Here is a 20,140-nt window from a genome sequence, read left to right as displayed (position 1 = left end):
ATGTCGGGACCGCAAGTCGCCATCGACCTTGGCCGCATCGAGCGCAACGCCCGCACCGTCGTGGACCGCTGCGCGCTTTCGGACATCAAGGTTTTCGGCGTCACCAAGGGCACTTGCGGCATGCCGCAAGTGGCGCGCGCCATGCTGCGCGGCGGCGTCTCCGGGATCGCCGAGTCGCGTTTCGAAAACATCCGCCGGCTGCGCGACAGCGGTATCAGCGCGCCGATCATGCTGTTGCGCAGCCCGCCGATGGCGCGCGTCGAGGAGGTGGTGCGCACCGTCGACGTCAGCCTGCAGTCGGAGCTGACGATCATCCGCGAGATCTCGCGCATCGCCGAGCGTATGGGCCGCGTCCACGACATCATGCTGATGATCGATCTCGGCGACCTCCGCGAAGGCATCTGGCCGAACGACCTCATCCCCACCGTCGAGCGGATTCTCGACATGAAGGGCGTGCGCATCGCCGGCATCGGCACCAATCTCGGTTGCTTCGGCGCCATCATGCCGACGGAGGAAAATCTCGGCCAGCTCGTCGCTCATGCCTACAAGACCGAACGCCTGTCCGGGAAAAGCCTGGACTTCATCTCCGGCGGCGCGTCGTCGTCGCTGCCGCTGCTGCTCGAAGGCAAATTGCCGGCCGGCATCAACAATTTGCGCATCGGCGAGGCGATCCTGCAGGGCGGTGTCGAGACCTTCCGCGATGTCCCATGGGCGGAACTCGAACCCGATGCCTGCCGGCTGACCAGCGACGTCATCGAGGTCAAGCTCAAGCCGTCGCGGCCGATCGGCACCTCCGGCTACGACGCCTTCGGCAACCAGCCAGTCTTTCCCGACGAAGGCGACAGGCTGCGCGCCATCGCCAATATCGGCCGCGAGGACGTACTGGTCGAGGGACTGACGCCGATCGCCAAGGGGATAAGGGTGCTCGGCGCCTCCAGTGACCATCTGCTGCTCGATGTGCAGGATGCCGACCCGCCGCTCGCCGTTGGTGACCGCGTCGCCTTCCGCATGAGCTACGGCGCCATGCTTCTGGCGATGACCTCGGAATATGTCGAAAAAGCACCGATGCACGATGTCGCGGATTTCTCCGGCCGCAAGATGGTGTCGATCTCGGCCGAAGCGGAAGCGGCTCGCATCCTCGCGCGCGAAGCAACCGGCGCCCGGCTGGAGGCGATGAATTTCGACGTCGTCGAACTGGCCGATGTCGATCGACCGCCCTCGAGCCTGATCCGGTTCGCCGCCGGCGCCGATCGTCGCATCGCGCACAAGGCGCTGACCGCAACGGCCCGCGCGACCCACTCCTTCGGCCTGATCTGGATCGATTCCATCGCCGCGCTGATGCCGGAGGACGAAGATGGCATCGACCTGCCGGAGGCGTCGGTACTGGCGCGCTCGCTTGGCCTCGACCACAAGGCCGGCGCGCTGCAGCCGCAGCTGTCGCCGGAAAACGTCGTCATCATCGGACTGCGCCATGCCGACCCTGCGGAAGTGCGGGTCCTGAAGGATTCGCGCGTCTCGGCCTTCACGATGACCGATATCGACGCCATGGGCATGCGCGACCTGATGCACGAGGCAATCCGTATCGCCACCTCGGGCACGCAAGGGTTTCATGTCAGTTATTCGCCCACGGCGACCGAATTCGCCGGCTGGGCGGCTGGCTCCGGCGGCCTCACCGTCCGCGAGACGCATCAGGCGATGGAGGCGATCGCGCTTTCCGGCGGGCTGCTGTCGATGGATGTCTCCGGCCTGAGTACCGATCTGGAGCCCAGGATCGGTAGCGACGCGGTCAACTTCGTCATGTCGGCCTTCGGTAAGCGAATTCTCTGATCAGCCAATAGCCTCGACGGCCGCCCGCCACGCGCTGATATATTCCGCCCAGGCCGGATCGGCCGGCGGCTCCAGTGTTTGACCTTTGCCATGCGCCGCGCGCTGGTCCGATGCAAGCAGGGCGGCCCCGATGCTGGTGCCGGTAGCGGCTTCCGATGCGATGACGGCGCGGCCAGTGCTCGCGGCGAGCATCCGCGTGAACAATTGATTGCGCGCGAAAGGCCCCTCGACGGTCGTCGGGCCATCGCCGCCGACGAGGTCGAGGCAGGTCGCCGTCATCAGCGCCAGGTAGAAGGAGATGGCGGCAAAGCGTTGGCCGGGAGGGATCGCCTCGCCCTTGCGCCATGCGGCGGTGTGATGCGGAAACGGCCCCGAGCCTTGCTGGATCGAAGGCAAAAGCAATGTCTTGCGCGCCAGCACCGCGGTGACATCGCTGTCGCTCCAGCTCTGCGCCGAGCCCTCGGTCAGCAGCGAGAATTCGCGGCCACCCATGAACCGCGCCGAGGGCACGGGGTCGCCGAGCGCATTGACATTGACCAGCGTATCCCTTGCCGGATCGAGCGCCACCGTCTTGCCGCCGACCGCCATCGACACCACCCAGGTGCCGGTCGAGACCACGCAGAAGGGCGGCGCATCTGACAGGAGGTGGGGCAGCAGCGAGGCGTTGGAATCGTGCAGGCCGCAAAAGACCGGGGTTTGTGGATCGAGCCCGGTCCGCTCCGCAAGCGCGGGCAGGATCGAGCCAAGCCGGTCCCTGGCCGGCCGCACCGGCGCCATCAGCTCGCGCCAGCCCAGGCGATCGACCAGCGCCGAAAAATCCCCCGTCCAGGGGTTCCACAAATCGGTGTGGCAGCCGAGCGAGGTGACCTCGTTGGCGGCCACGCCGGTCAGGCGCAGCGCCCAGTATTGCGGGTACATCAGCATCGCGGCGGCCCTGGCGAACTCCGTCGGGAAACTTTGCTGCTGCCAGAAGAATTGCGCGCCGAGATTGAGGCCGAGCGGCAGGCGCGGCGTGCCGGTCTCGGAGAAGGGCGGGCGGATCGCGTCATAGTCGGACGCCAGCTCATCGGGCCCATCGTATTCATAATCGAGGACAGGCAGCACCAGCTCGCCCGTGGCATCGACCAGCACGCCGGTCGCGCCATGCGTGGTGATCGAAACTGCGTCGATGCGCTGTTCGCGATTGAGGTCGGCAAGGCTGTCGAGGATGAACGCCCATAGCGCTCCGACATCATGATGCGGGTAGGGCGCTTGTCGCACCGGCGCGTTCGCCACCCGGCGCAGCGTCACCTCCCTCAATGTGGCGAGATCGACCAGCGCCACCTTGGCGTTGGTCTTGCCGATGTCGATGACGGCGATGTGGCGGACCGCGCTCATTCCATATGGAACATCATTTCCAGCGGCACCGCCACCGGCTCGTTATCCGGTTTCGTCTCCATGATGTCGGCCATTTCAGCCCACCAGCGCTGCATCACCGGATGCTTCGGCAGATCGTCCATACCGTGGCCATTGCGCCGCCACAGCACACCGAACAGGATGTTCGTTTCCTCGTCCAGATGGATGGAGTAGTCGGAGACGCCGGCCTGCTTCAGCAATGCGACCAGCGACGGCCAGATTTCATCGTGGCGCTTATTGTACTCGGCCTTCATGCCGGGTTTGAGCATCATCTTGAATGCGCATTTCTCGCGCATCAGGCCAGGCGCCCCCCGCGCAGCCGCCGCCAGACGATCGGCAGCGCGATGACGGTGATCAGCAGCAGGCCGATGAAGATCGACATGACGATGCCGGGCACGTTGAGCAGGCCGAGGCCGAAGGTCACCAGCCCCATGATCAGGGCGGCAAGCACCACGCCGACGATGCTGCCGGCGCCGCCGAGGATGCTGACGCCGCCCAGCACCACCATGGTGATGACCTCCAGCTCATAGCCCTGCGCGATCGACGGACGCGTCGAGCCGAGCCGAGCCGTGATCAGCACCGAAGCGATGCCCGACATCAGGCCGGTCAGGCAAAACAGGATGAATTTTATGCGGCCGACGCGCACGCCGGAAAACTGCGCCGCGACCGGATTGTTGCCGATTGCGAAGACCCGGCGGCCGAAACTCGTGCGGTGCAGCAGGAACCAGTAGACCATCGCGGCGATGAGGAAGAGCACCAGTTCGAACGACACCACCCACCAGACGTAACCCTGGCCGAAGAAGGCGAAGCTTTCGGGATAGCCCTTGTAGGCCTGGTCGCCCAGAGTGATGAAGGCGATGCCGCGAAACAGGCTCATCGTGCCGATGGTGACGACGATGGAAGGCAGGCCGAGGCGCGTGACCAGCAGTCCGTTGAAGGCGCCGCAGCCGAGCCCGACGACGATGCCGATCAGGACAAGCACTGGCGTGCCGGCGCCGGCCTGCACCGCCATGCCCATCATGGTCGAGGCGAGCGCGATGATGGCGGCCACCGACAGGTCGATCTCGCCCGAAATGATCAGCAGCGCCATGGCGAACGCGATCAGGCCCTTCTCTGTGAAATTGAAGGTCAGATCGGACAGCGAATACGGATCGAGAAAATAGGGTGAGGCGAAACTGTTGACGGCAAAGATGGCGATGGCCACCACGACCAGCAGCGCTTCCCAGGAAAAGATCGCCGAAGAGAGCGGCTTGTCGAGCCGGTCGGGAATGTGGCGAGGGGCGGGGACGTCGGTCATGTCACCGCTTCCACTTTCTTGAGGATGATGCGGCCCTGCTGGCGTTCGCCGCGCGCGTTGAGCACGACCGCCAGGATGATGGCGCTGCCCGAAATCGCCATCTGCCAGAAGGGCGAGATGTTGATGACCGGCAAAGCGTTGGAGATGATGCCGAGGAACAGCGCGCCGAGCACGGCGCCGCCGACCGAGCCGATGCCGCCGGCGATCGAGATGCCGCCGATGACGCAGGCGGCGATGATGTTCAACTCGTAGCCGTTGGCGACCTCGACCGAGGCGATCACATAGCGCGAGATCCAGAGATAACCGCAGAGGCCACCGATCATCCCGGAGATGCAGAAGACGATGAATTTGGTCCGCCCGACATCGATGCCGGTGTAGACGGACGCCGTCGGATTGACGCCGATGGCATAGATCGAGCGGCCGAGCGCGGTGCGCGTCATCAGCACGAAGCACAGCGCGATCACCAGGATAGCGATCCAGGACAGAACCGGAATGCCGAGGAAAGCAGCGCGCTGAAAGCCGATGAAATCCGGACTCATCCTGTCGGCGTTGACCCAGGCGCCGCCGGACAGGACGAAAGTGGCGCCGCGATAGATGGTGAGCGTGCCCAGCGTCACCACGATCGATGGGATGTTCAGACGCCACACCAAAAGGCCGTTGATGGCGCCGAGCACCAGCCCGACTGCGAGCGCGATGACGATCAGCAGCGGGATCGGGATCGCCGGGTGCGCGGCGTTCAGCATCGCCACCACCATTCCGGTGAAACAGAGGTTCGACGCCATCGACAGGTCGATCGAGCGCGTCAGGATGACGACCATCTGGCCGAGCGCCAGGATCATCAGGATCGAGGTGTCGTTAAACACCTGGCGCAGATTGCCGGGGTCGGCAAAGGCGGGGAAGCGCGTCGAGATCAGCCCGATCAAGACGACGATGGCCGCGAGCAGCCAGATTTCGCGGTATTTGAGGAAAGCTTTCATGCCGCGATCCCTGCTGCTGTCCTGACCAGCGTCTCGGCATCCAGTCCCTTGTTGTCGTAGACCGCCGCGACAAGGCCCTCGCGCATGACGACGACGCGATCGGACATGCCGAGAATTTCAGGCAGTTCGGACGACACCATGATCACCGACAGGCCCTGCGCCACCAGTTCGGCCATGAAGCTGTGCACGGCGGCCTTGGAGCCGATGTCGATGCCCTTGGTCGGCTCGTCCAGGATGATCACCTTGGGCGACGTCGCCAGCCATTTGGCGATGACCACCTTCTGCTGGTTGCCGCCCGATAGCGTGCCGACATCCTGGCTGAGCGAGGAGGCCCTGAGGTCGAGCCGTTCCGTGTAGGAACGGGCCAGCGAAAACTCCTCCGCCAGCCGCAGCATGCCTGATTTGGAGGTGCGGGCGAGCGATGGCAGCGAAACATTCTGGAAGATCGGCAGGCCGATAACCACGCCCTGCTTGCCGCGTTCTTCCGGGACGTAGACGATGCCGGCCTCGATCGACTCCGCGGCCGATTTCGGCGCGATCGCCTTGCCATCCAGCGTGATCGTGCCGGCGCTTATGCGGGTAATGCCTGAAATCGCCTGCATTACCTCGCTGCGCCCGGCGCCGACCAGGCCATAGAAGCCAAGAATCTCGCCCTTGTGCAGTTCGAAGCCGATATCCCTGAACTCGGTCGGATGCGACAGGCCGGAAACGGAAAGCACCGGCGCGCCGATCTCGGCCTTGCGCTGCGGAAAGATGTGGTCGACCGAACGGCCGACCATCATGCGCACGATCTGGCTCTGGCCGGCATCCCTGATCAGGCCTTCGCCGACCATCTCGCCGTCGCGGAACACCGTGTAGCGATCGGCAATGCGATAGATCTCGTCGAACTTGTGGCTGATGAACAGGATCGCCTTGCCCTGCTCCTTGAGGAATTCGATCAAAAGGAAAAGCTCCTCGATCTCCTTCATCGAAAGGGCTGCGGTCGGCTCGTCCATGATGACGATCTGGGAGTCGATCGACATGGCGCGTGCGACGGCGACGAGATGTTTGTTGGCGATGCCGAGATCCCTGAGCCGCGCATCGGCATCGATATGGCCGGCATGCATGGTGTCGAGCACTTCGTGCGCATTCTTGCGCATCGTGCGCCAGTCGATGGTGCCGAAGCGCGTGCGCGGCGCATGGCCGAGGAAGATGTTTTCGGCGACGCTGAGATCGTCGAACAGCACGGTTTCCTGATGGATGGCGGTGACGCCGTGGCCGAAGGCGGCGTGCGCGCTGGGCAGCGCGACGGCCTGGCCGTCGATGCTGATCGTGCCCGCATCGGGCTGGTAGATGCCGGTCATGATCTTGACCAGCGTCGACTTGCCGGCGCCATTCTCGCCGATCAGCGCGGTCACCTGGCCGGGATAGAGCGACAGGCTGACATTGTGCAGGGCACGGACACCGGGGAAGCTCTTGGAGATGCCGGACAGTGCCAGGCGCGGAGCGGAGGCCGGAAGCCGCTCGTCAGTCTCGCTATGTCGGGCCGTCGTGTCCATATCCGTATCAAGCCCTGAAACTAGGTCCGTTTGAAGTCGCGGCGGGATGTGAGTCCCGCCGCGCCAGCTTGAAAGCTCCGAGATCAATAGATCTTGGAGAACTTCTCGATGTTGCTCTTGTCGAACTGGAAGGGCGGAGCCATCGCGGCCGAGTTGGTGTCGTCGAGCGTCACCTTGCCGACGCGGCCGATCGACAGCGTCGCACCCGGCTTGGCCTCTTCCTTCTTCACCGCCAGGTCGTGGGCGAGGTAAACGGCGGAGTAGCCGAGGTCGATCGGGTTCCACAGCGCAACCGCCTGGCTGGCGCCGTTGTCGATGAACTTCTTGAACTCCGACGGCAGCGCAAGGCCGGTGACATTGACCTTGCCGATCAGGTTCTCGTCGGTGACGACCTGGGCGGCGGCGACGACGCCGACGGTGGTCGGCGCGATGATCGCCTTGAGGTTCGGATAGGACTTCAACAGGCCCTTGGCCTCGTCCGTGCTCTTGGCCGAATCGTCATCGCCATAGACGGTGGCGACCAGCTTGATCTTGGGGAACTTCTCCGGCAGCACCTTCTTGGCAGCTTCGATCCAGGAATTCTGGTTGGTCGCGGTCGAGGAAGCCGACAGGATGGCGACATCGCCGCCTTCCGGCAGATAGTCGGCGGCGAGCTTGATGATGGTCTCGCCGATCAGGCCGGTGTCGGACGGATTGAGGTGAAGCTGGCGGCCTTCCTTGGCGACGCCCGAATCCCAGGAGATGACGGTGATGCCGCGCTCCATCGCCTTCTTCAGCACCGGCACCAGAGCGTCGGCGTCATTGGCGGAAATCGCGATGGCGTTGACCTTCTGCGCGATCAGCGAATTGACCACTTCGATCTGCGCCTCGGCGGTCGCCTTGGTCGGGCCGGTGTAGATGATGTCGACGTCGCCGAGTTCCTTGGCCGCCTCTTGCGCGCCCTTGTTGGCGGCATCGAAGAAGCCGTTGCCGAGGGACTTCACCACCAGCGCGATCTTGACGTTTTCCGCGTAGGCGGCATTCACGAACATGGCGGCCGAGAAGGCCGCCGTCACCATCAATTTCTTCAAGAAGCTCATCGAATTTCCTCCCTTGAGCGTTGCATTCCATCGCCGCTGCGGGCGTGAGGTGTCTCAGGCCTGCAGTGAAGATTCTTCTTTTGTCGACTTGCGGGCGACGATCAACGTCACCCCCGCGGCTTCCAGCATCTTTGCCTCGCGGTCCTCGATGCCGTCGTCGGTGATGACGGTGGCAATGCGCGAAAGACCGCACAGGATCAGGCTGGAGCGTTTGCGGAATTTCGAGGAATCGACCAGCACCACCAACTCGTCGGCCTGGTCGATCAGCTTCTGCTCCGCCTGGATCAGCAGTGGATCGCCTTCCATCAGGCCGAGAGGCCCCAGTCCCTGAGCGCCCATGAACATGCGGCGTGCGTAGAAATTGCGCGTCACGTCATTGTCGAAGGGCGACAGGATGATGTTCTGCTCGCGATAGATGGTGCCGCCCGACAGCATGACCGTGTTCTTGGAGTGCTTGAGCAGGTGCTCGGCGATCGGGAACGAATTGGTGAAGATCGGCATGCGGAAGCCGGTCAGGAAATGCACCATCTGGAAGGTGGTGGTACCGCCATTGATGATGATCGGCTCGCCGTCCTTGCACAACTCGACCGCTTCACGAGCGATCGCCCGCTTCTGCGCCGCGTTGAGCGTTTCGTTGACGGAGAAGGGCCGGCCGGCCAGCCCGATGAACTGCGGCGGCGATATTGCTTCAGCACCGCCGCGCACACGGCGCAGGCGCTTCTGGACATGGAGAGCCGCGATGTCGCGCCGGATCGTCGCCTCGGACGATTCCGTCAGGTCGACCATTTCCTGCACCGTCACCACAGGTTTTTCCTGGACGGCGGACAGAATGATCCTGTGGCGCTCTTTTTCGTGCATGGTTCCTCCCTGCCTGAGCATCTAGGCACCCAAACCGAGCAGTGTCAATCATTTCCGATCATATAATTTCATTGTGCAGTGCAATATGATTGATATTGATCGTTTGTGATTGACAAGCTCGCCTCTTGCGTAAACATTACCGAGCGAAAAAGGAGCGCATGGTGCGCGCTCCAAAGGGAGGATTACCTATGCTCGACAAGCGCTCCGGCTCGCGCCTCGCCAATCTGTGGGACGATGCGAAGGCGAAGGGGATGAGCGAGCCCGAGCTGCTGGTCTATCGCTCGAACACGCTCGGCTCCGACAAGCGCGTCACCAATTATGGCGGCGGCAACACCTCCTCGAAGATATGGCAGAAGGATCCGCTCACCGGCCAGGACGTGGAAGTGCTGTGGGTGAAGGGGTCGGGCGGCGACAGCGCCTCGATCAAGCTTGATGGCTTCGCAACGCTCTACATGGACAAGCTGCGGGCGCTGAAGGGGCTTTATCGCGGCGTCGAGCACGAGGACGAGATGGTGGGCTATCTTCCCCACTGCACCTTCAACCTCAATCCGCGCGCGGCCTCGATCGACACGCCGCTGCACGCCTATGTGCCGAAGCCTTTTGTCGACCACATGCATCCCGATGCCATCATCGCCATCGCCGCCGCCAAGGATTCCAGGGTGCTGACGAACGAGATATTCGGCGATGCCATTGGCTGGCTGCCGTGGAAGCGGCCGGGCTTCGAACTCGGCCTGTGGCTGGAGAAATTCTGCGTCGAACACCCCACCGCCAAGGGCGTCATCCTCGAAAGCCACGGCCTGTTCACCTGGGGCGATACGCCGAAGGAGTGCTACGAAACGACGATTTCGGTGATCAACCAGGCGATAGAGTGGTTCGAGCGCCGCTCCGAAGGCGTGGCGATCTTCGGTGGGGAGGTGGTGAAGTCGCTCGATGCGGCTGCTCGCCGAGCAATTGCCGCCAAGCTGATGCCCAGGATTCGCGGCCTGGTCTCGGAAAAGAGCCACAAGCTTGGCCACTTCGATGACTCGCCCGCCGTGCTCGAATTCGTGAACTCCAGGGATTTGCGCCCGCTGGCAGCCCTCGGCACCTCGTGCCCGGACCACTTCCTGCGCACCAAGATCCGCCCGCTGGTGATCGAATTCGATCCCGCAAAGCCCGACGTCGATGCCGTCATCGCGCGACTCGCCGACGACATTGCCGAATATCGTGTCGGCTACCAAGCCTATTACGACAGCTGCAAGCATGCGGACTCGCCTGCTATCCGCGACCCCAACGCGGTGGTCTATCTGATGCCCGGCGTCGGCATGTTCACCTTCGCCGGCGACAAGGCGACAGCGCGCATCTCGGGCGAATTCTACGTCAACGCCATCAACGTCATGCGCGGTGCGTCGACCGTCTCGTCCTATGTCGGCCTGCCGGCGCAGGAGGCCTTTGACATCGAGTATTGGCTGCTCGAGGATTTGAAGCTGCAGCGCATGCCGAAGCCGAAGTCTCTCGCCGGCCAGATCGCACTGGTCACCGGCGGCGCCGGCGGCATCGGCCGCGCCACGGCCAACCGCCTGCTGCGCGAAGGCGCCTGCGTCGTGCTGGCCGATATCGACGAGGCGGCACTCGCCGGCGCCAACGAGGAACTGGCAAAAGCCTATGGCAGGGATTTCGTCCGCCCAGTTCTCATCAACGTCACCTCGGAGGACCAGGTCGTCGCCGGCTTCGCCGAGACGGCCGTCGAGTTCGGCGGCATCGACATTCTGGTCTCGAATGCCGGCTTGGCATCGTCGGCGCCGATCGAGGAGACGACCCTGGCGCTGTGGAACAAGAACATGGACATCCTGTCCACAGGCTATTTCCTGGTCTCCAGAGAAGCATTCCGGCTGTTCCGGGTACAGAAGATCGGCGGCAACGTCGTCTTTGTCGCCTCCAAGAATGGCCTGGCGGCATCGCCCAACGCCGCCGCCTACTGCACCGCCAAGGCCGCCGAAATTCATCTCGCCCGCTGCCTGGCGCTGGAGGGCGCGGAAGCCCAGATCAGGGTCAATGTCGTCAACCCGGATGCGGTGCTGCGCGGCTCGAAGATATGGACCGGCGAGTGGAAGGAACAGCGTGCCGCCGCCTACAAGATGTCGACCGACGATCTGGAAGAGCACTACCGCTCGCGTTCGATGCTGAAGCGCTCCGTCTTCCCGGAAGACATCGCCGAGGCGATCTATTTCCTCGCCTCCGACATGTCGGCCAAGTCGACAGGCAACATCATCAACGTCGACGCCGGCAACGCACAGAGCTTTACGCGGTAGCCGCTCGCCGGCGCTCACGCTGGCCCCTTCTCTCCCGTCGCTATACGGGGAGAAGTTTCCGGCAGGCGGATGAGGGGCGCCGCCGACCGAATGCATTCTGGGAGGAACAGCAGTGTCCGAATCCATCATCTCCGCCGACATCGTCGCCAGCAGTAACGCCGCGCGCAAGGTTGACCTCGAGCGTGACTATGCCTCGCTCGGCGAGCGCCTCGACCGACGCGGCATCGCCATCGACGCTATCCGTGACAAGGTGGAAAACTTCGCGGTCGCGATCCCGTCCTGGGGCGTCGGCACCGGCGGCACCCGCTTCGCCCGCTTTCCCGGCGCCGGTGAGCCGCGCGACATTTTCGACAAGATCGAGGATTGCGCCGTCATCCAGCAATTGACGCAGGCGACGCCGACCGTGTCGCTGCACATTCCTTGGGACAAGGCCGATCCGAACCGGCTCAAGCAGGCGGCCTCCCGCTTCGGGCTTGGCTTCGATGCGATGAACTCCAACACCTTTTCCGACGCGAAGGACCAGACGCTTTCCTACAAATTCGGTTCGCTGTCGCATGCCGACGCCGACACGCGTCGTCAGGCGGTCGAGCACAATCTCGAATGCATCGAGATCGGCAAGACGCTTGGGTCGAAGGCGCTGACGGTGTGGATCGGCGACGGCTCCAACTTCCCCGGCCAGGTCAATTTCGCCAAGGCGTTCGAGCGCTATCTCGACGCGATGAAGGAGATCTATGCCGGGCTGCCGGACGACTGGAAGCTGTTCACCGAACACAAGATGTATGAACCTGCCTTTTACTCCACCGTCGTGCAGGACTGGGGCACCAACTACATCATATCAAGGGAGCTCGGCGACAAGGCCTTCTGCCTGGTCGACCTCGGCCATCATGCGCCCAACGTCAACATCGAGATGATCGTCTCACGGCTGATTCAGTTCAAAAAACTCGGCGGCTTCCACTTCAACGATTCGAAATATGGCGACGACGACCTCGATGCCGGGTCGATCGACCCCTATCGGCTGTTCCTGGTTTTCAACGAATTGGTCGATGCCGAGCTGTCAGGCCCCGAGGGGTTCGACCCCGCCCATATGCTCGACCAGAGCCACAACGTCACCGATCCGATCGAAAGCCTGATGCTGTCGGCGGTCGAGGTGCAGCGCGCCTACGCGCAGGCGCTGCTGGTCGACCGAAAGGCGCTTGAAGGGTTCCAGGACGGCAATGACGCGCTGATGGCGACGCAGACGCTGAAGGCGGCCTACCGAACCGATGTCGAGCCGATCCTTGCCATGGCACGGCTGAAGACAGGTGGCGCCATCGATCCGGTTGCCGCATACCGGGCGGCGGGCTATCGCGCCAAGATCGCGGCGGAGCGGCCAGCCGTCGCAGGTGGTTCCGGCGGGATCGTTTGAGGTAGAGCCGATCTTCCCCTTTGCGGGGGAGATGTCCGGCAGGACAGAGGGGACGCCGCGCGCCGACGTCCGAAAGTTGGCGATCCTTCACGCCTCCTCTGCCCTGCATCTCCACCACAAGCGAGCAGTCACCAACCCGTGAATGTCTTTATTGAAGATGGACTCGATCGCTCCAAGTAGCTCTTCTAGGCAAGCACCACTTGGAGAACCCGCCATGCATCTCACCCGTAGGACATTGATCGCCCTCGGTCTTTCCATCGCCTTCGCCTTTTCGCCATCGGCTTTCGCCGCGTCGCCGGCACCGGCCAAGGGCGAGAACGGCATGGTCGTCACGGCCCAGCATCTGGCTTCCGAAGTCGGCGTCGAGGTGTTGAAAAAGGGCGGCAATGCCGTCGATGCGGCGGTCGCCGTCGGCTATGCCTTGGCCGTCGTCTATCCCAATGCCGGTAATATCGGCGGCGGTGGCTTCATGACCATCCGCTTCAAGGACGGCAAATCGACCTTCCTCGATTTCCGCGAGCGGGCGCCGCTTGCCGCGACCAAGACCATGTATCTCGACAAGGACGACAACCCGGTGAAGGGCGCTAGCCTGGACGGCTATCTCGCGGTCGGCGTACCAGGCTCGGTGGCTGGTTTCGAGATGGCGCGCCAGAAATATGGCACCTTGTCCAGGCAGGACCTGATGGCGCCGGCGATCGCCTATGCCAGAGATGGGTTCGTCCTCAACCAGGGCGATGCGGCTTCGTTCGCCGGCAGCGCCGAAAGGTTGGCGAAGGACCCAGCGGCGGCGGCGGCCTTCCTCAAAACTGATGGCAAGCCCTATGGCGTCGGCGAGAAGCTGGTTCAGCCCGACCTTGCCGCGTCGCTCTCGGCCATTTCCGAGAGAGGTCCCGATGCCTTTTACAAGGGCGCCATCGCCGACGCCATCGTCAAGGCGAGCGGCGCCAAGGGCGGTATCCTGGCCAAGGGTGATTTCGAACAATACGCGGTGCGCGAGTTGAAGCCCGTCACCTGCTCCTATCGCGGCTACGAGATCATCTCTTCGCCGCCGCCGAGCTCAGGCGGTGTCATCATCTGCGAAATCCTCAACGTGTTGGAAGGCTATCCGCTGTCCTATCTCGGCGCCGGCTCGGCCGAGACCGTCCACGTCATGGTCGAGGCGATGCGCCACGCCTATGTCGACCGCAACTCCGCGCTCGGCGATCCCGATTTCGTCGACAACCCCGTCTCCAGGCTGCTGGACAAAGCCTATGCCAAGGACATCCGCGACAAGATCGATCCGTTCCGCGCCGGCGTGTCGCAGGATCTGATGCCGAAGGGCTTCGGCGAGTCGAAGGAGACGACGCACTATTCGATCATCGACAAGGACGGCAACGCGGTCGCGGTCACCTACACGCTCAACGGTTCGTTCGGTGCCGGCGTGGTCGCCGACGGCACCGGCATCCTGCTCAACAACGAGATGGACGACTTCACCCAGAAACCCGGCGTGCCCAACCTCTATGGCCTCGTCCAGGGCGAAGCCAATGCCATCCAGCCGAAGAAGACGCCGCTGTCCTCGATGAGCCCGACCGTGGTGGCCAAGGATGGCAAGCCGTTCATGGTCATCGGCAGCCCAGGCGGCTCGCGCATCATCACCATCACGCTGGAAGCCATCGTCAACGTGATCGACCACGGCATGAACATCCAGGAGGCGATCGACGCGCCGCGCATTCATCACCAATGGCTGCCCGATACCGTCTATGTCGAGCCGTTCGGCCTTTCGCCGGATACAGAAAGACTGCTGGCCGGGATGGGCTATCGCCTTGATCTCAGTGACCAGAGCTGGGGCCAGGCGGCGGGCATTCTCGTCGGCGGCAAGAGCCTGGCGGAAATCGAGAAGGGCGGCGGCGCGCGCTACAATGGCGCCATCGACAGCCGCGCGGCAGCCGGCGAAGCGCTCGGATATTGATAGGCCGCAAGACCGTTGCTTTCCGGATGAGGCCGGATTCCGCCTTTCGGGACCGGCCTCCGCCTCATGGCCCGGGAGCCGTCAGGTCACTAGCGTGATGGTCGACGCGATCAGCATCAAGGCGGCGATGCCGACGAACAGCGCATAGATGCGTGGTCGGTCGAGCAGCAGCGCGTTTCCCGATATCCAGGCCGACGTGGCACCGCCCAGCGCGAACAGGAACCCGTTGCGGTGGCCGAAAGTCATCGACGCGGCCATCAAGCCGCCGATGATCAGGGCGCCGAACACGATGATCACGGCGACCGCGTATTTCTCGAAGTCGTTATTGCCGATCCCTGGTCCGATCGCGTTCAAATTCGGCAGGTCGTCCGGATCGAAGGGGTTCGCCGACCCGTATTCGTCTTGACCCATGGATTCTCGCATCACTTGATCTCCGCTGACCGGCAACAAACCATCAACGCCTGCCGAGCGCAACCCGATCACGCTGTGGCGGATGCGCCCGGCACCGCCTCCGGCCCCTTTTCGGGGATAGTTTGCTGACGGATTTTAGGAGCTGTTGCCGGATCGCGTCACCTGCCTTCTTGGGGTTTGTCGCCGCCGGCCTCGTCTTAAAACTTGACTAAGAATATCCTGTTTAATAGTCAACTCGGATTGGTCGCCGGAGACCAGGGCCCCGGGCAACAGGCAAGCCAAGTTGAATACAGATCATCAACCCCGGCCAGGAGAGGTCAATCGTCCGCGCGTCCGGATCACGCGTCGCCACGCGCTCGCGCTGTTCACTCTGCCGTTCACCGGCGTGGTGACGCCAGCCGCGGCCAGCCCGCCGCGCATCGTCTGCCTCGATGACGGGTTGGCGGAGACCCTGCTCATGCTCGGCATCACGCCGGTCGCTATCGCCGACCGTGAGGTCTGGGAAAGGTGGGTTGTGGAGCCGCCGCTGCCGCCCCTAGTCGCCGACATCGGCACGATCCTGGAGCCCAATCTCGAATTCCTGCAACAGCTTCGTCCCGACATCATCCTCTCCATCCCTTATCTCGACGGCATCAAGCCGCTGCTCGAGCGCGTGGCACCGGTGACGACGATCGGCATCTATACGCCGGGCGGTCAGCCCTATCAGCGCGCCATCGAGGCGACCCGGCAATTGGCCGGGCTTGTCGGCAAGGAAAGGGAAGGCGAGGCGCTGATAGCGGCGACGGAGGCGCATTTTTCGACCATCAAGCAGCAGCTGGAACCGCTTTCGGCGCGGCCGATCTATGTCGTCAGCTTCCTCGATCCGCGCAATGTGCGCGTCTATGGCGAAAAAAGCCTGTTTCAGGCGGTGTTCGACCGCATCGGCATCCGCAACGCCTGGGCCGGAGAGACTAATTACTGGGGATTTGCAACCGTCGGCATCGACGGGCTGGCAACGTCTGATGATGCGCGCCTTGCCTATCTCGAACCCTTGCCCGAAGGGGCGGGCGGAACGCTGACCGAGAGCCCGGTCTGGAATGCCATGCCGTTCGTGCGCAACGGCTCGATCATGCGCCTGCCTGCGGTGCTGATGTTCGGCACGCTGCCCTCGGCGAGCCGTTTTGCCCGCCTGCTGGCCGCGGCGCTGACGGCGGAGACCGCCCGTGGTTGAGCAGGAAGCGATCTTGCCCGACAATGCCGTCCTCGTCCGCGGTCGCGCCCTGTCGCCTCGCATACCAGGCGGATATCCCCTGGGCGCGATCCTGCTTTGCGTCGTGCTTCTCTGCGCGGCCGGCGCCGCGACCCTCTCCAACATGAGCGTGCAATTGCCGCCGGCACTCTGGCTGGGGGCGCTCGCAAGCCCCGATGTCGAGGATATCAGGCAGGTGCTCGTGCACTACGCCTTCCTGCCCCGGCTCGCCGTCAGCCTTCTCTGCGGTGCGGCCCTCGGACTGGCCGGGACGGTGCTGCAGCAGGTTTTGCGCAATCCGCTCGCCTCGCCCGAAACCGTCGGCGTCTCGGCCGGCGCCTATCTGGCGCTGGCGCTGGCGACGCTTCTGGCGCCGTCGCTGCTTGCCTTCGGCCGCGAATGGGTGGCGCTTGCCGGCGCCTTCACTGCCCTTGCGGCGGTCCTGGCGCTCTCCTGGCACAAGGGCCTGTCGCCGCTTTCGGTCGTGTTGGCCGGGCTGGTCGTCAGCCTTTATGCCGGCGCCATCGGTGCTGCGCTTGTGGTGCTTCGGCATGAATGGCTGGCCAGCCTGTTCCTCTGGGGCGCCGGTTCGCTCGGCCAGCAGGACTGGTCGGTGACGCGGTGGCTCTTGCCGCGCCTTGGCGGTGCCGCGCTGGCGATCGGCCTCATGGTGCGGCCGCTGACCCTGCTTGGCCTCGACGACGAAGGCGCGCGCAGCCTCGGCGTCCCGCTCGGTGCCTATCGCTTCGCCGGACTGGCGGCGGCGGTCGCCCTGATCGCCTTCGTCGTTGCCGCCGTCGGCGTCATCGGCTTCGTCGGCCTTGCCGCCGCCACGCTCGCGCGCATCGGCGGCGCCCGCCGGCTCGGCCAGCAACTGGTGATGGCGCCGCTGATCGGCGCGGCACTGCTGTGGGCGGCGGACCAGGGAGTGCAGGTCGCGACCGGGCCACAGGGCGACCTGCTGCCGACCGGCGCGATGACGGCGCTTCTCGGCGCGCCTCTGCTTCTTTGGCTCCTGCCGCGCCTCGCGCTTGGCGCGGAGGCACCGGCACTCGCCGCCGAGCGCTTGCCCAGAACGAAAAGGCCCGGCCTTGTGCTGGCGGCGATCGGCGGCCTCCTGCTTTTGCTGCTCGTGCTGGCGCTGCTCTACGCGCCGGGCACCGATGGTTGGACATTCGCGTCCGGCGATCAGCTGCGGCCCTTGCTGGCCTGGCGGCTGCCTCGAGTGTCCGCGGCACTTGCCGCCGGCGCCATGCTGGCGCTGGCCGGGCTGATGATGCAGCGGCTGACCGGCAATCCGATGGCCAGCCCCGAAGTGCTCGGCATCAGCGCCGGTGCTGCGCTCGGCATGATGATGGCGCTGTTCGCGCTCGCTGATGCCAGCCGCCCGGTACAGACCCTGGCCGCCACGATCGGCGCCTTCGCCGCCCTTCTGGTGACGCTGGCGATCGGCCGCCGTACCGCCTATGCGCCAGAGCGGCTGCTGCTTGCCGGTGTCGCCTTGACGGCCCTGTTCGACGCGCTGATCCTGGTGCTCACCGCCACGGGCGATCCGCGCGCCATGCTTTTGCTCAATTGGCTCACCGGCTCGACCTACGGCGTCGACGCCGGCTCGGCGCTTCTGACCTCGACGTTTGCCTTTTGCCTGTTCCTGCTCGCACCGTTCTTCCTGCGCTGGCTGGACATGCTGCCGCTCGGCTCCGCCGCGGTGCAAAGCCTCGGGGTCAACCTCAAGGCAACACGGCTGCTGGTGCTTTTGATGGTGGCAGCGCTCACCGCCGCCTCGACCCTGGTCGTCGGGCCGCTGACCTTCATCGGCCTTATGGCGCCGCACCTGGCGTGGCGCCTTGGCCTGTCGCGTGCGCTGCCGCAAGCGATCGGCGCGATGCTTGCCGGCGCGCTGATCATGGTCTGCGCCGACTGGATCGGCCGCACCGCCATCTTCCCGCGCCAGATCCCGGCCGGCCTCGTCGCGACGCTGATCGGCGGCCCCGTCCTGATGTGGCTCTTGCGCCGCCGCTGAGCCTTGTCCCGTGGAGATATCCAAGCCGATGGCGACGCCAGCCTTGATTGCCGACACCACCGTCCACGACTTCGTTGGCAAACGCGGCGGCGATCCCTGGCGGATCTTCATCCATGTGCCGTCCGGGCCAATGCCCGAGGCCGGCTGGCCGGTGCTCTACATGACCGACGGCAACGCGGTTATCGCCACGGCGGTCGACGCGATGCGCGCACAGGCCTTCTATCCCGCTGGCACCAATGTCGGCTGGGGCGTCATCGTCGCCATCGGCTACCCCGTCGAGGGCGCCTATGACCCGCTGCGCCGCTCATGGGATCTGGGGCTCCCTCCGGGCAGGACCTATCCGCCCTTCCACGAGGGCACGCCGGAAGTCAGGACCGGCGGGGCGGGGGATTTTCTGGCCTTCATCGAAGCCGAGCTGAAGCCGTGGGTCGCCAGCCGGACCAGGATCGATGAGAGCCGCCAAGCACTTTACGGCCACTCTTTCGGTGGCCTGTTCGCGCTCTACGCCCTGTTTACCCGCCCGCTCTCATTCAGCACCTTCATTGCGGCCAGCCCTGCCATCTATTGGGAAGATCGCGTTATCGACCGCTTTCTCGAAAGGTTCGAAGCCGCTGTTCCCGACGGCCTGAAAGCCGACGTAATCCTGTCGGCCGGAGAGTATGAGACCGAAAAGCTGGCGCCGTTCCAGGTCGGCGCGGAAGACGAGGAAAAGCGCCTGGCGCAGAAAAAGCTCATCCTTACCGACGAATTCGCCAGGGCGATGGCGGAACGCCTCGACGCGCTCCCGGGCCTGCGGGCAAGCTTCGAACTCCATGCCGGCGAAAACCACATGTCGATCCTGCCGGTGACGGTCAACCGGGCGGTGCAGGCGGCATTCGCGGTGCGGTAGAATTTCTGTTCAGCGCGCAGGCGGCAGTTCGAACAGCTTTGCGCCGTTTTCCTGGCCGCGCTCGACATAGCCGATAATGCCGAACCACCTGGCGACATCGGGCCCCTGGAGCCAACTGCGCGAGTGGATGGGAAGGTTGCCGGCAAGCGCCTGAATATGCCTGATATGCCGCTTGCAGAAACGGACGGTCGAGCCGCGGAAGAAATCCTCCTGGGCGGCGAACAGCGTATCGGCGGCATCGCTGTTTTCATGCCACGCGATGATCGCCACGGCCTTCTCGCCCTCGACAAGCGCGTGCGCGCGGCCTTCCTTCAAATTCATCATCAGATTGTCGTAGGCGATCTTGCTGTCCTTGCCGGCCGCCGCGTACTCGTCCGACATCCGCTTGGACAGGCCATGGAAGACATCCTCGAGATCCCCAAGCGTTGCTGCGCGTGCTCTCATTTCACCTCCTGCAGCCCCGGCAGGGAGTTTGCCCTAGGGTTGTGGGATCACCAAGCAAATTGAATCCTCCACAAGCCCGGCGAAGGCAAAGTCGTTCCGTCCATCGATCTTTGTGACAGGGCACCCGCACCAAGCCGACAGAAGGCTTCGGCCTCCCGGTTCTTTAAGACACAAGGGAACAAGAGCCTGTGGTTGCGGTTAACTGGATATGCCAGCCAAGATCCAAGAACCACGGCCGAAGCCCGGCCCGCAGCCACCCGTCCGTCGGCCGGACAAGGAAGCACCGCCAGAGCCTGAGCATGTCGATCCGCCACCGCGAGACGTGCGAGAGGCGCCGGCACCAAATCCCGATGGCGACAAGAAAGCCTAAGCGACGACACGCGAACGCGCCTGCAACAGGCGCATGCGATTGATAGCGATCAGGTGGTCACGCCATAAGCGCTTGGATTTTTATGCCCTTCCCGAGAGATGGGTGACAGTTCATTCCGGATAGATGGGTTACACTTTCGGCCCTTTGCAAGGAGAGCAAG

16 protein-coding genes are annotated in these 20,140 nt (G+C 64.1%); 7 read left to right on the top strand and 9 right to left on the bottom strand.

Translation table 11 applies throughout. The annotated features are described in order from the left end of the window. The gene (locus tag FJW04_RS10315; RefSeq protein ID WP_140713957.1) at nt 1-1,827 is read left to right on the top strand and encodes an alanine racemase; all 1,827 of its coding nucleotides are present in this window, start codon (nt 1-3) and stop codon (nt 1,825-1,827) included. On the opposite strand, the gene FJW04_RS10310 is transcribed toward FJW04_RS10315, so the two are convergent. The 7 genes from FJW04_RS10310 to FJW04_RS10280 all read right to left on the bottom strand — a co-directional run bounded on the left by FJW04_RS10310 (nt 1,828) and on the right by FJW04_RS10280 (nt 8,971). Further along, nucleotides 1,828-3,204, bottom strand: a complete 1,377-nt coding sequence (locus FJW04_RS10310) for an FGGY-family carbohydrate kinase (protein ID WP_140713955.1) — start codon at nt 3,202-3,204, stop codon at nt 1,828-1,830. Continuing rightward, nucleotides 3,201-3,518 carry an L-rhamnose mutarotase gene (gene rhaM, locus FJW04_RS10305; RefSeq protein WP_140713953.1) on the bottom strand — a complete coding sequence of 106 codons (318 nt, stop codon included), beginning with the start codon at nt 3,516-3,518 and terminating at the stop codon, nt 3,201-3,203. Before rhaM ends, FJW04_RS10310 begins: the two co-directional genes overlap by 4 nt. Continuing rightward, nucleotides 3,518-4,519 carry an ABC transporter permease gene (locus FJW04_RS10300; RefSeq protein WP_140713951.1) on the bottom strand — a complete coding sequence of 334 codons (1,002 nt, stop codon included), beginning with the start codon at nt 4,517-4,519 and terminating at the stop codon, nt 3,518-3,520. The genes rhaM and FJW04_RS10300 overlap by 1 nt, the downstream gene beginning before the upstream one ends. Further along, entirely contained in the window at nt 4,516-5,496 is a 981-nt protein-coding gene (locus FJW04_RS10295) for an ABC transporter permease (protein ID WP_140713949.1), read from the bottom strand. Before FJW04_RS10295 ends, FJW04_RS10300 begins: the two co-directional genes overlap by 4 nt. Beyond that, on the bottom strand, nt 5,493-7,034 hold the full coding sequence (locus FJW04_RS10290) for a sugar ABC transporter ATP-binding protein (protein ID WP_140713947.1): 1,542 nt from the start codon (nt 7,032-7,034) through the stop codon (nt 5,493-5,495). Before FJW04_RS10290 ends, FJW04_RS10295 begins: the two co-directional genes overlap by 4 nt. An 83-nt stretch (nt 7,035-7,117) precedes the next feature. Continuing rightward, on the bottom strand, nt 7,118-8,113 hold the full coding sequence (gene rhaS, locus FJW04_RS10285) for a rhamnose ABC transporter substrate-binding protein (protein ID WP_015319234.1): 996 nt from the start codon (nt 8,111-8,113) through the stop codon (nt 7,118-7,120). Nucleotides 8,114-8,167: 54 nt separating this feature from the next. After that, the gene (locus FJW04_RS10280) at nt 8,168-8,971 is read right to left on the bottom strand and encodes a DeoR/GlpR family DNA-binding transcription regulator (RefSeq protein WP_140713945.1); all 804 of its coding nucleotides are present in this window, start codon (nt 8,969-8,971) and stop codon (nt 8,168-8,170) included. A 188-nt stretch (nt 8,972-9,159) separates the two neighbouring features. On the opposite strand from FJW04_RS10280, the gene FJW04_RS10275 reads away from it, so the two are divergent. The 3 genes from FJW04_RS10275 (at nt 9,160) to ggt (ending at nt 14,615) form a co-directional block, all read left to right on the top strand. Further along, complete coding sequence (locus FJW04_RS10275) at nt 9,160-11,262, top strand: bifunctional rhamnulose-1-phosphate aldolase/short-chain dehydrogenase (RefSeq protein WP_140713943.1); 2,103 nt, start codon at nt 9,160-9,162, stop codon at nt 11,260-11,262. Nucleotides 11,263-11,374: 112 nt separating this feature from the next. Further along, nucleotides 11,375-12,667, top strand: coding sequence for an L-rhamnose catabolism isomerase (gene rhaI, locus FJW04_RS10270; RefSeq protein WP_140713941.1), 1,293 nt, complete (start codon nt 11,375-11,377; stop codon nt 12,665-12,667). Between the two features lie 214 nt (nt 12,668-12,881). After that, nucleotides 12,882-14,615 carry a gamma-glutamyltransferase gene (gene ggt, locus FJW04_RS10265; RefSeq protein WP_140713939.1) on the top strand — a complete coding sequence of 578 codons (1,734 nt, stop codon included), beginning with the start codon at nt 12,882-12,884 and terminating at the stop codon, nt 14,613-14,615. Between the two features lie 81 nt (nt 14,616-14,696). Here ggt and FJW04_RS30245 read toward each other — a convergent pair whose 3' ends face one another. Beyond that, the gene (locus FJW04_RS30245; RefSeq protein WP_015319229.1) at nt 14,697-15,038 is read right to left on the bottom strand and encodes a hypothetical protein; all 342 of its coding nucleotides are present in this window, start codon (nt 15,036-15,038) and stop codon (nt 14,697-14,699) included. Nucleotides 15,039-15,309: 271 nt separating this feature from the next. On the opposite strand from FJW04_RS30245, the gene FJW04_RS10255 reads away from it, so the two are divergent. Genes FJW04_RS10255 through FJW04_RS10245 form a run of 3 tightly spaced genes read left to right on the top strand, consistent with a single transcriptional unit; the run spans nt 15,310 to nt 19,166 of the window. Next, entirely contained in the window at nt 15,310-16,236 is a 927-nt protein-coding gene (locus FJW04_RS10255) for an ABC transporter substrate-binding protein (protein ID WP_246673779.1), read from the top strand. Between the two features lie 49 nt (nt 16,237-16,285). Continuing rightward, the gene (fhuB, locus tag FJW04_RS10250; protein WP_246673799.1) at nt 16,286-18,277 is read left to right on the top strand and encodes a Fe(3+)-hydroxamate ABC transporter permease FhuB; all 1,992 of its coding nucleotides are present in this window, start codon (nt 16,286-16,288) and stop codon (nt 18,275-18,277) included. A gap of 28 nt (nt 18,278-18,305) precedes the next feature. Then, the gene (locus FJW04_RS10245; RefSeq protein WP_140713935.1) at nt 18,306-19,166 is read left to right on the top strand and encodes an alpha/beta hydrolase-fold protein; all 861 of its coding nucleotides are present in this window, start codon (nt 18,306-18,308) and stop codon (nt 19,164-19,166) included. A gap of 9 nt (nt 19,167-19,175) precedes the next feature. On the opposite strand, the gene FJW04_RS10240 is transcribed toward FJW04_RS10245, so the two are convergent. Continuing rightward, nucleotides 19,176-19,610 (bottom strand): hypothetical protein, encoded by a 435-nt coding sequence (locus FJW04_RS10240; protein WP_140660712.1) that lies wholly within the window; start codon nt 19,608-19,610, stop codon nt 19,176-19,178. Nucleotides 19,611-20,140: the final 530 nt, after the last annotated feature.

The sequence above is a fragment of the Mesorhizobium sp. B2-7-3 genome (assembly GCF_006440715.1).
Taxonomy (GTDB): Bacteria; Pseudomonadota; Alphaproteobacteria; order Rhizobiales; family Rhizobiaceae; genus Mesorhizobium; species Mesorhizobium australicum.
Note: the sequence above shows the minus strand (reverse complement) of the source record. Positions and strands in the feature narration are given on the sequence as shown.

Coding starts and splice junctions, on each gene's coding strand:
- FJW04_RS10275 (WP_140713943.1), top strand. CDS start 9,160: ATGCTCGACAAGCGCTCCGGCTCGCGCCTCGCCAATCTGTGGGACGAT.
- rhaS (WP_015319234.1), bottom strand. CDS start 8,113: ATGAGCTTCTTGAAGAAATTGATGGTGACGGCGGCCTTCTCGGCCGCC.
- FJW04_RS10310 (WP_140713955.1), bottom strand. CDS start 3,204: ATGAGCGCGGTCCGCCACATCGCCGTCATCGACATCGGCAAGACCAAC.
- ggt (WP_140713939.1), top strand. CDS start 12,882: ATGCATCTCACCCGTAGGACATTGATCGCCCTCGGTCTTTCCATCGCC.
- rhaM (WP_140713953.1), bottom strand. CDS start 3,518: ATGCGCGAGAAATGCGCATTCAAGATGATGCTCAAACCCGGCATGAAG.
- FJW04_RS10290 (WP_140713947.1), bottom strand. CDS start 7,034: ATGGACACGACGGCCCGACATAGCGAGACTGACGAGCGGCTTCCGGCC.
- FJW04_RS10315 (WP_140713957.1), top strand. CDS start 1: ATGTCGGGACCGCAAGTCGCCATCGACCTTGGCCGCATCGAGCGCAAC.
- FJW04_RS10300 (WP_140713951.1), bottom strand. CDS start 4,519: ATGACCGACGTCCCCGCCCCTCGCCACATTCCCGACCGGCTCGACAAG.
- FJW04_RS10240 (WP_140660712.1), bottom strand. CDS start 19,610: ATGAGAGCACGCGCAGCAACGCTTGGGGATCTCGAGGATGTCTTCCAT.
- FJW04_RS10280 (WP_140713945.1), bottom strand. CDS start 8,971: ATGCACGAAAAAGAGCGCCACAGGATCATTCTGTCCGCCGTCCAGGAA.
- FJW04_RS10245 (WP_140713935.1), top strand. CDS start 18,306: ATGGCGACGCCAGCCTTGATTGCCGACACCACCGTCCACGACTTCGTT.
- FJW04_RS10295 (WP_140713949.1), bottom strand. CDS start 5,496: ATGAAAGCTTTCCTCAAATACCGCGAAATCTGGCTGCTCGCGGCCATC.
- FJW04_RS30245 (WP_015319229.1), bottom strand. CDS start 15,038: ATGCGAGAATCCATGGGTCAAGACGAATACGGGTCGGCGAACCCCTTC.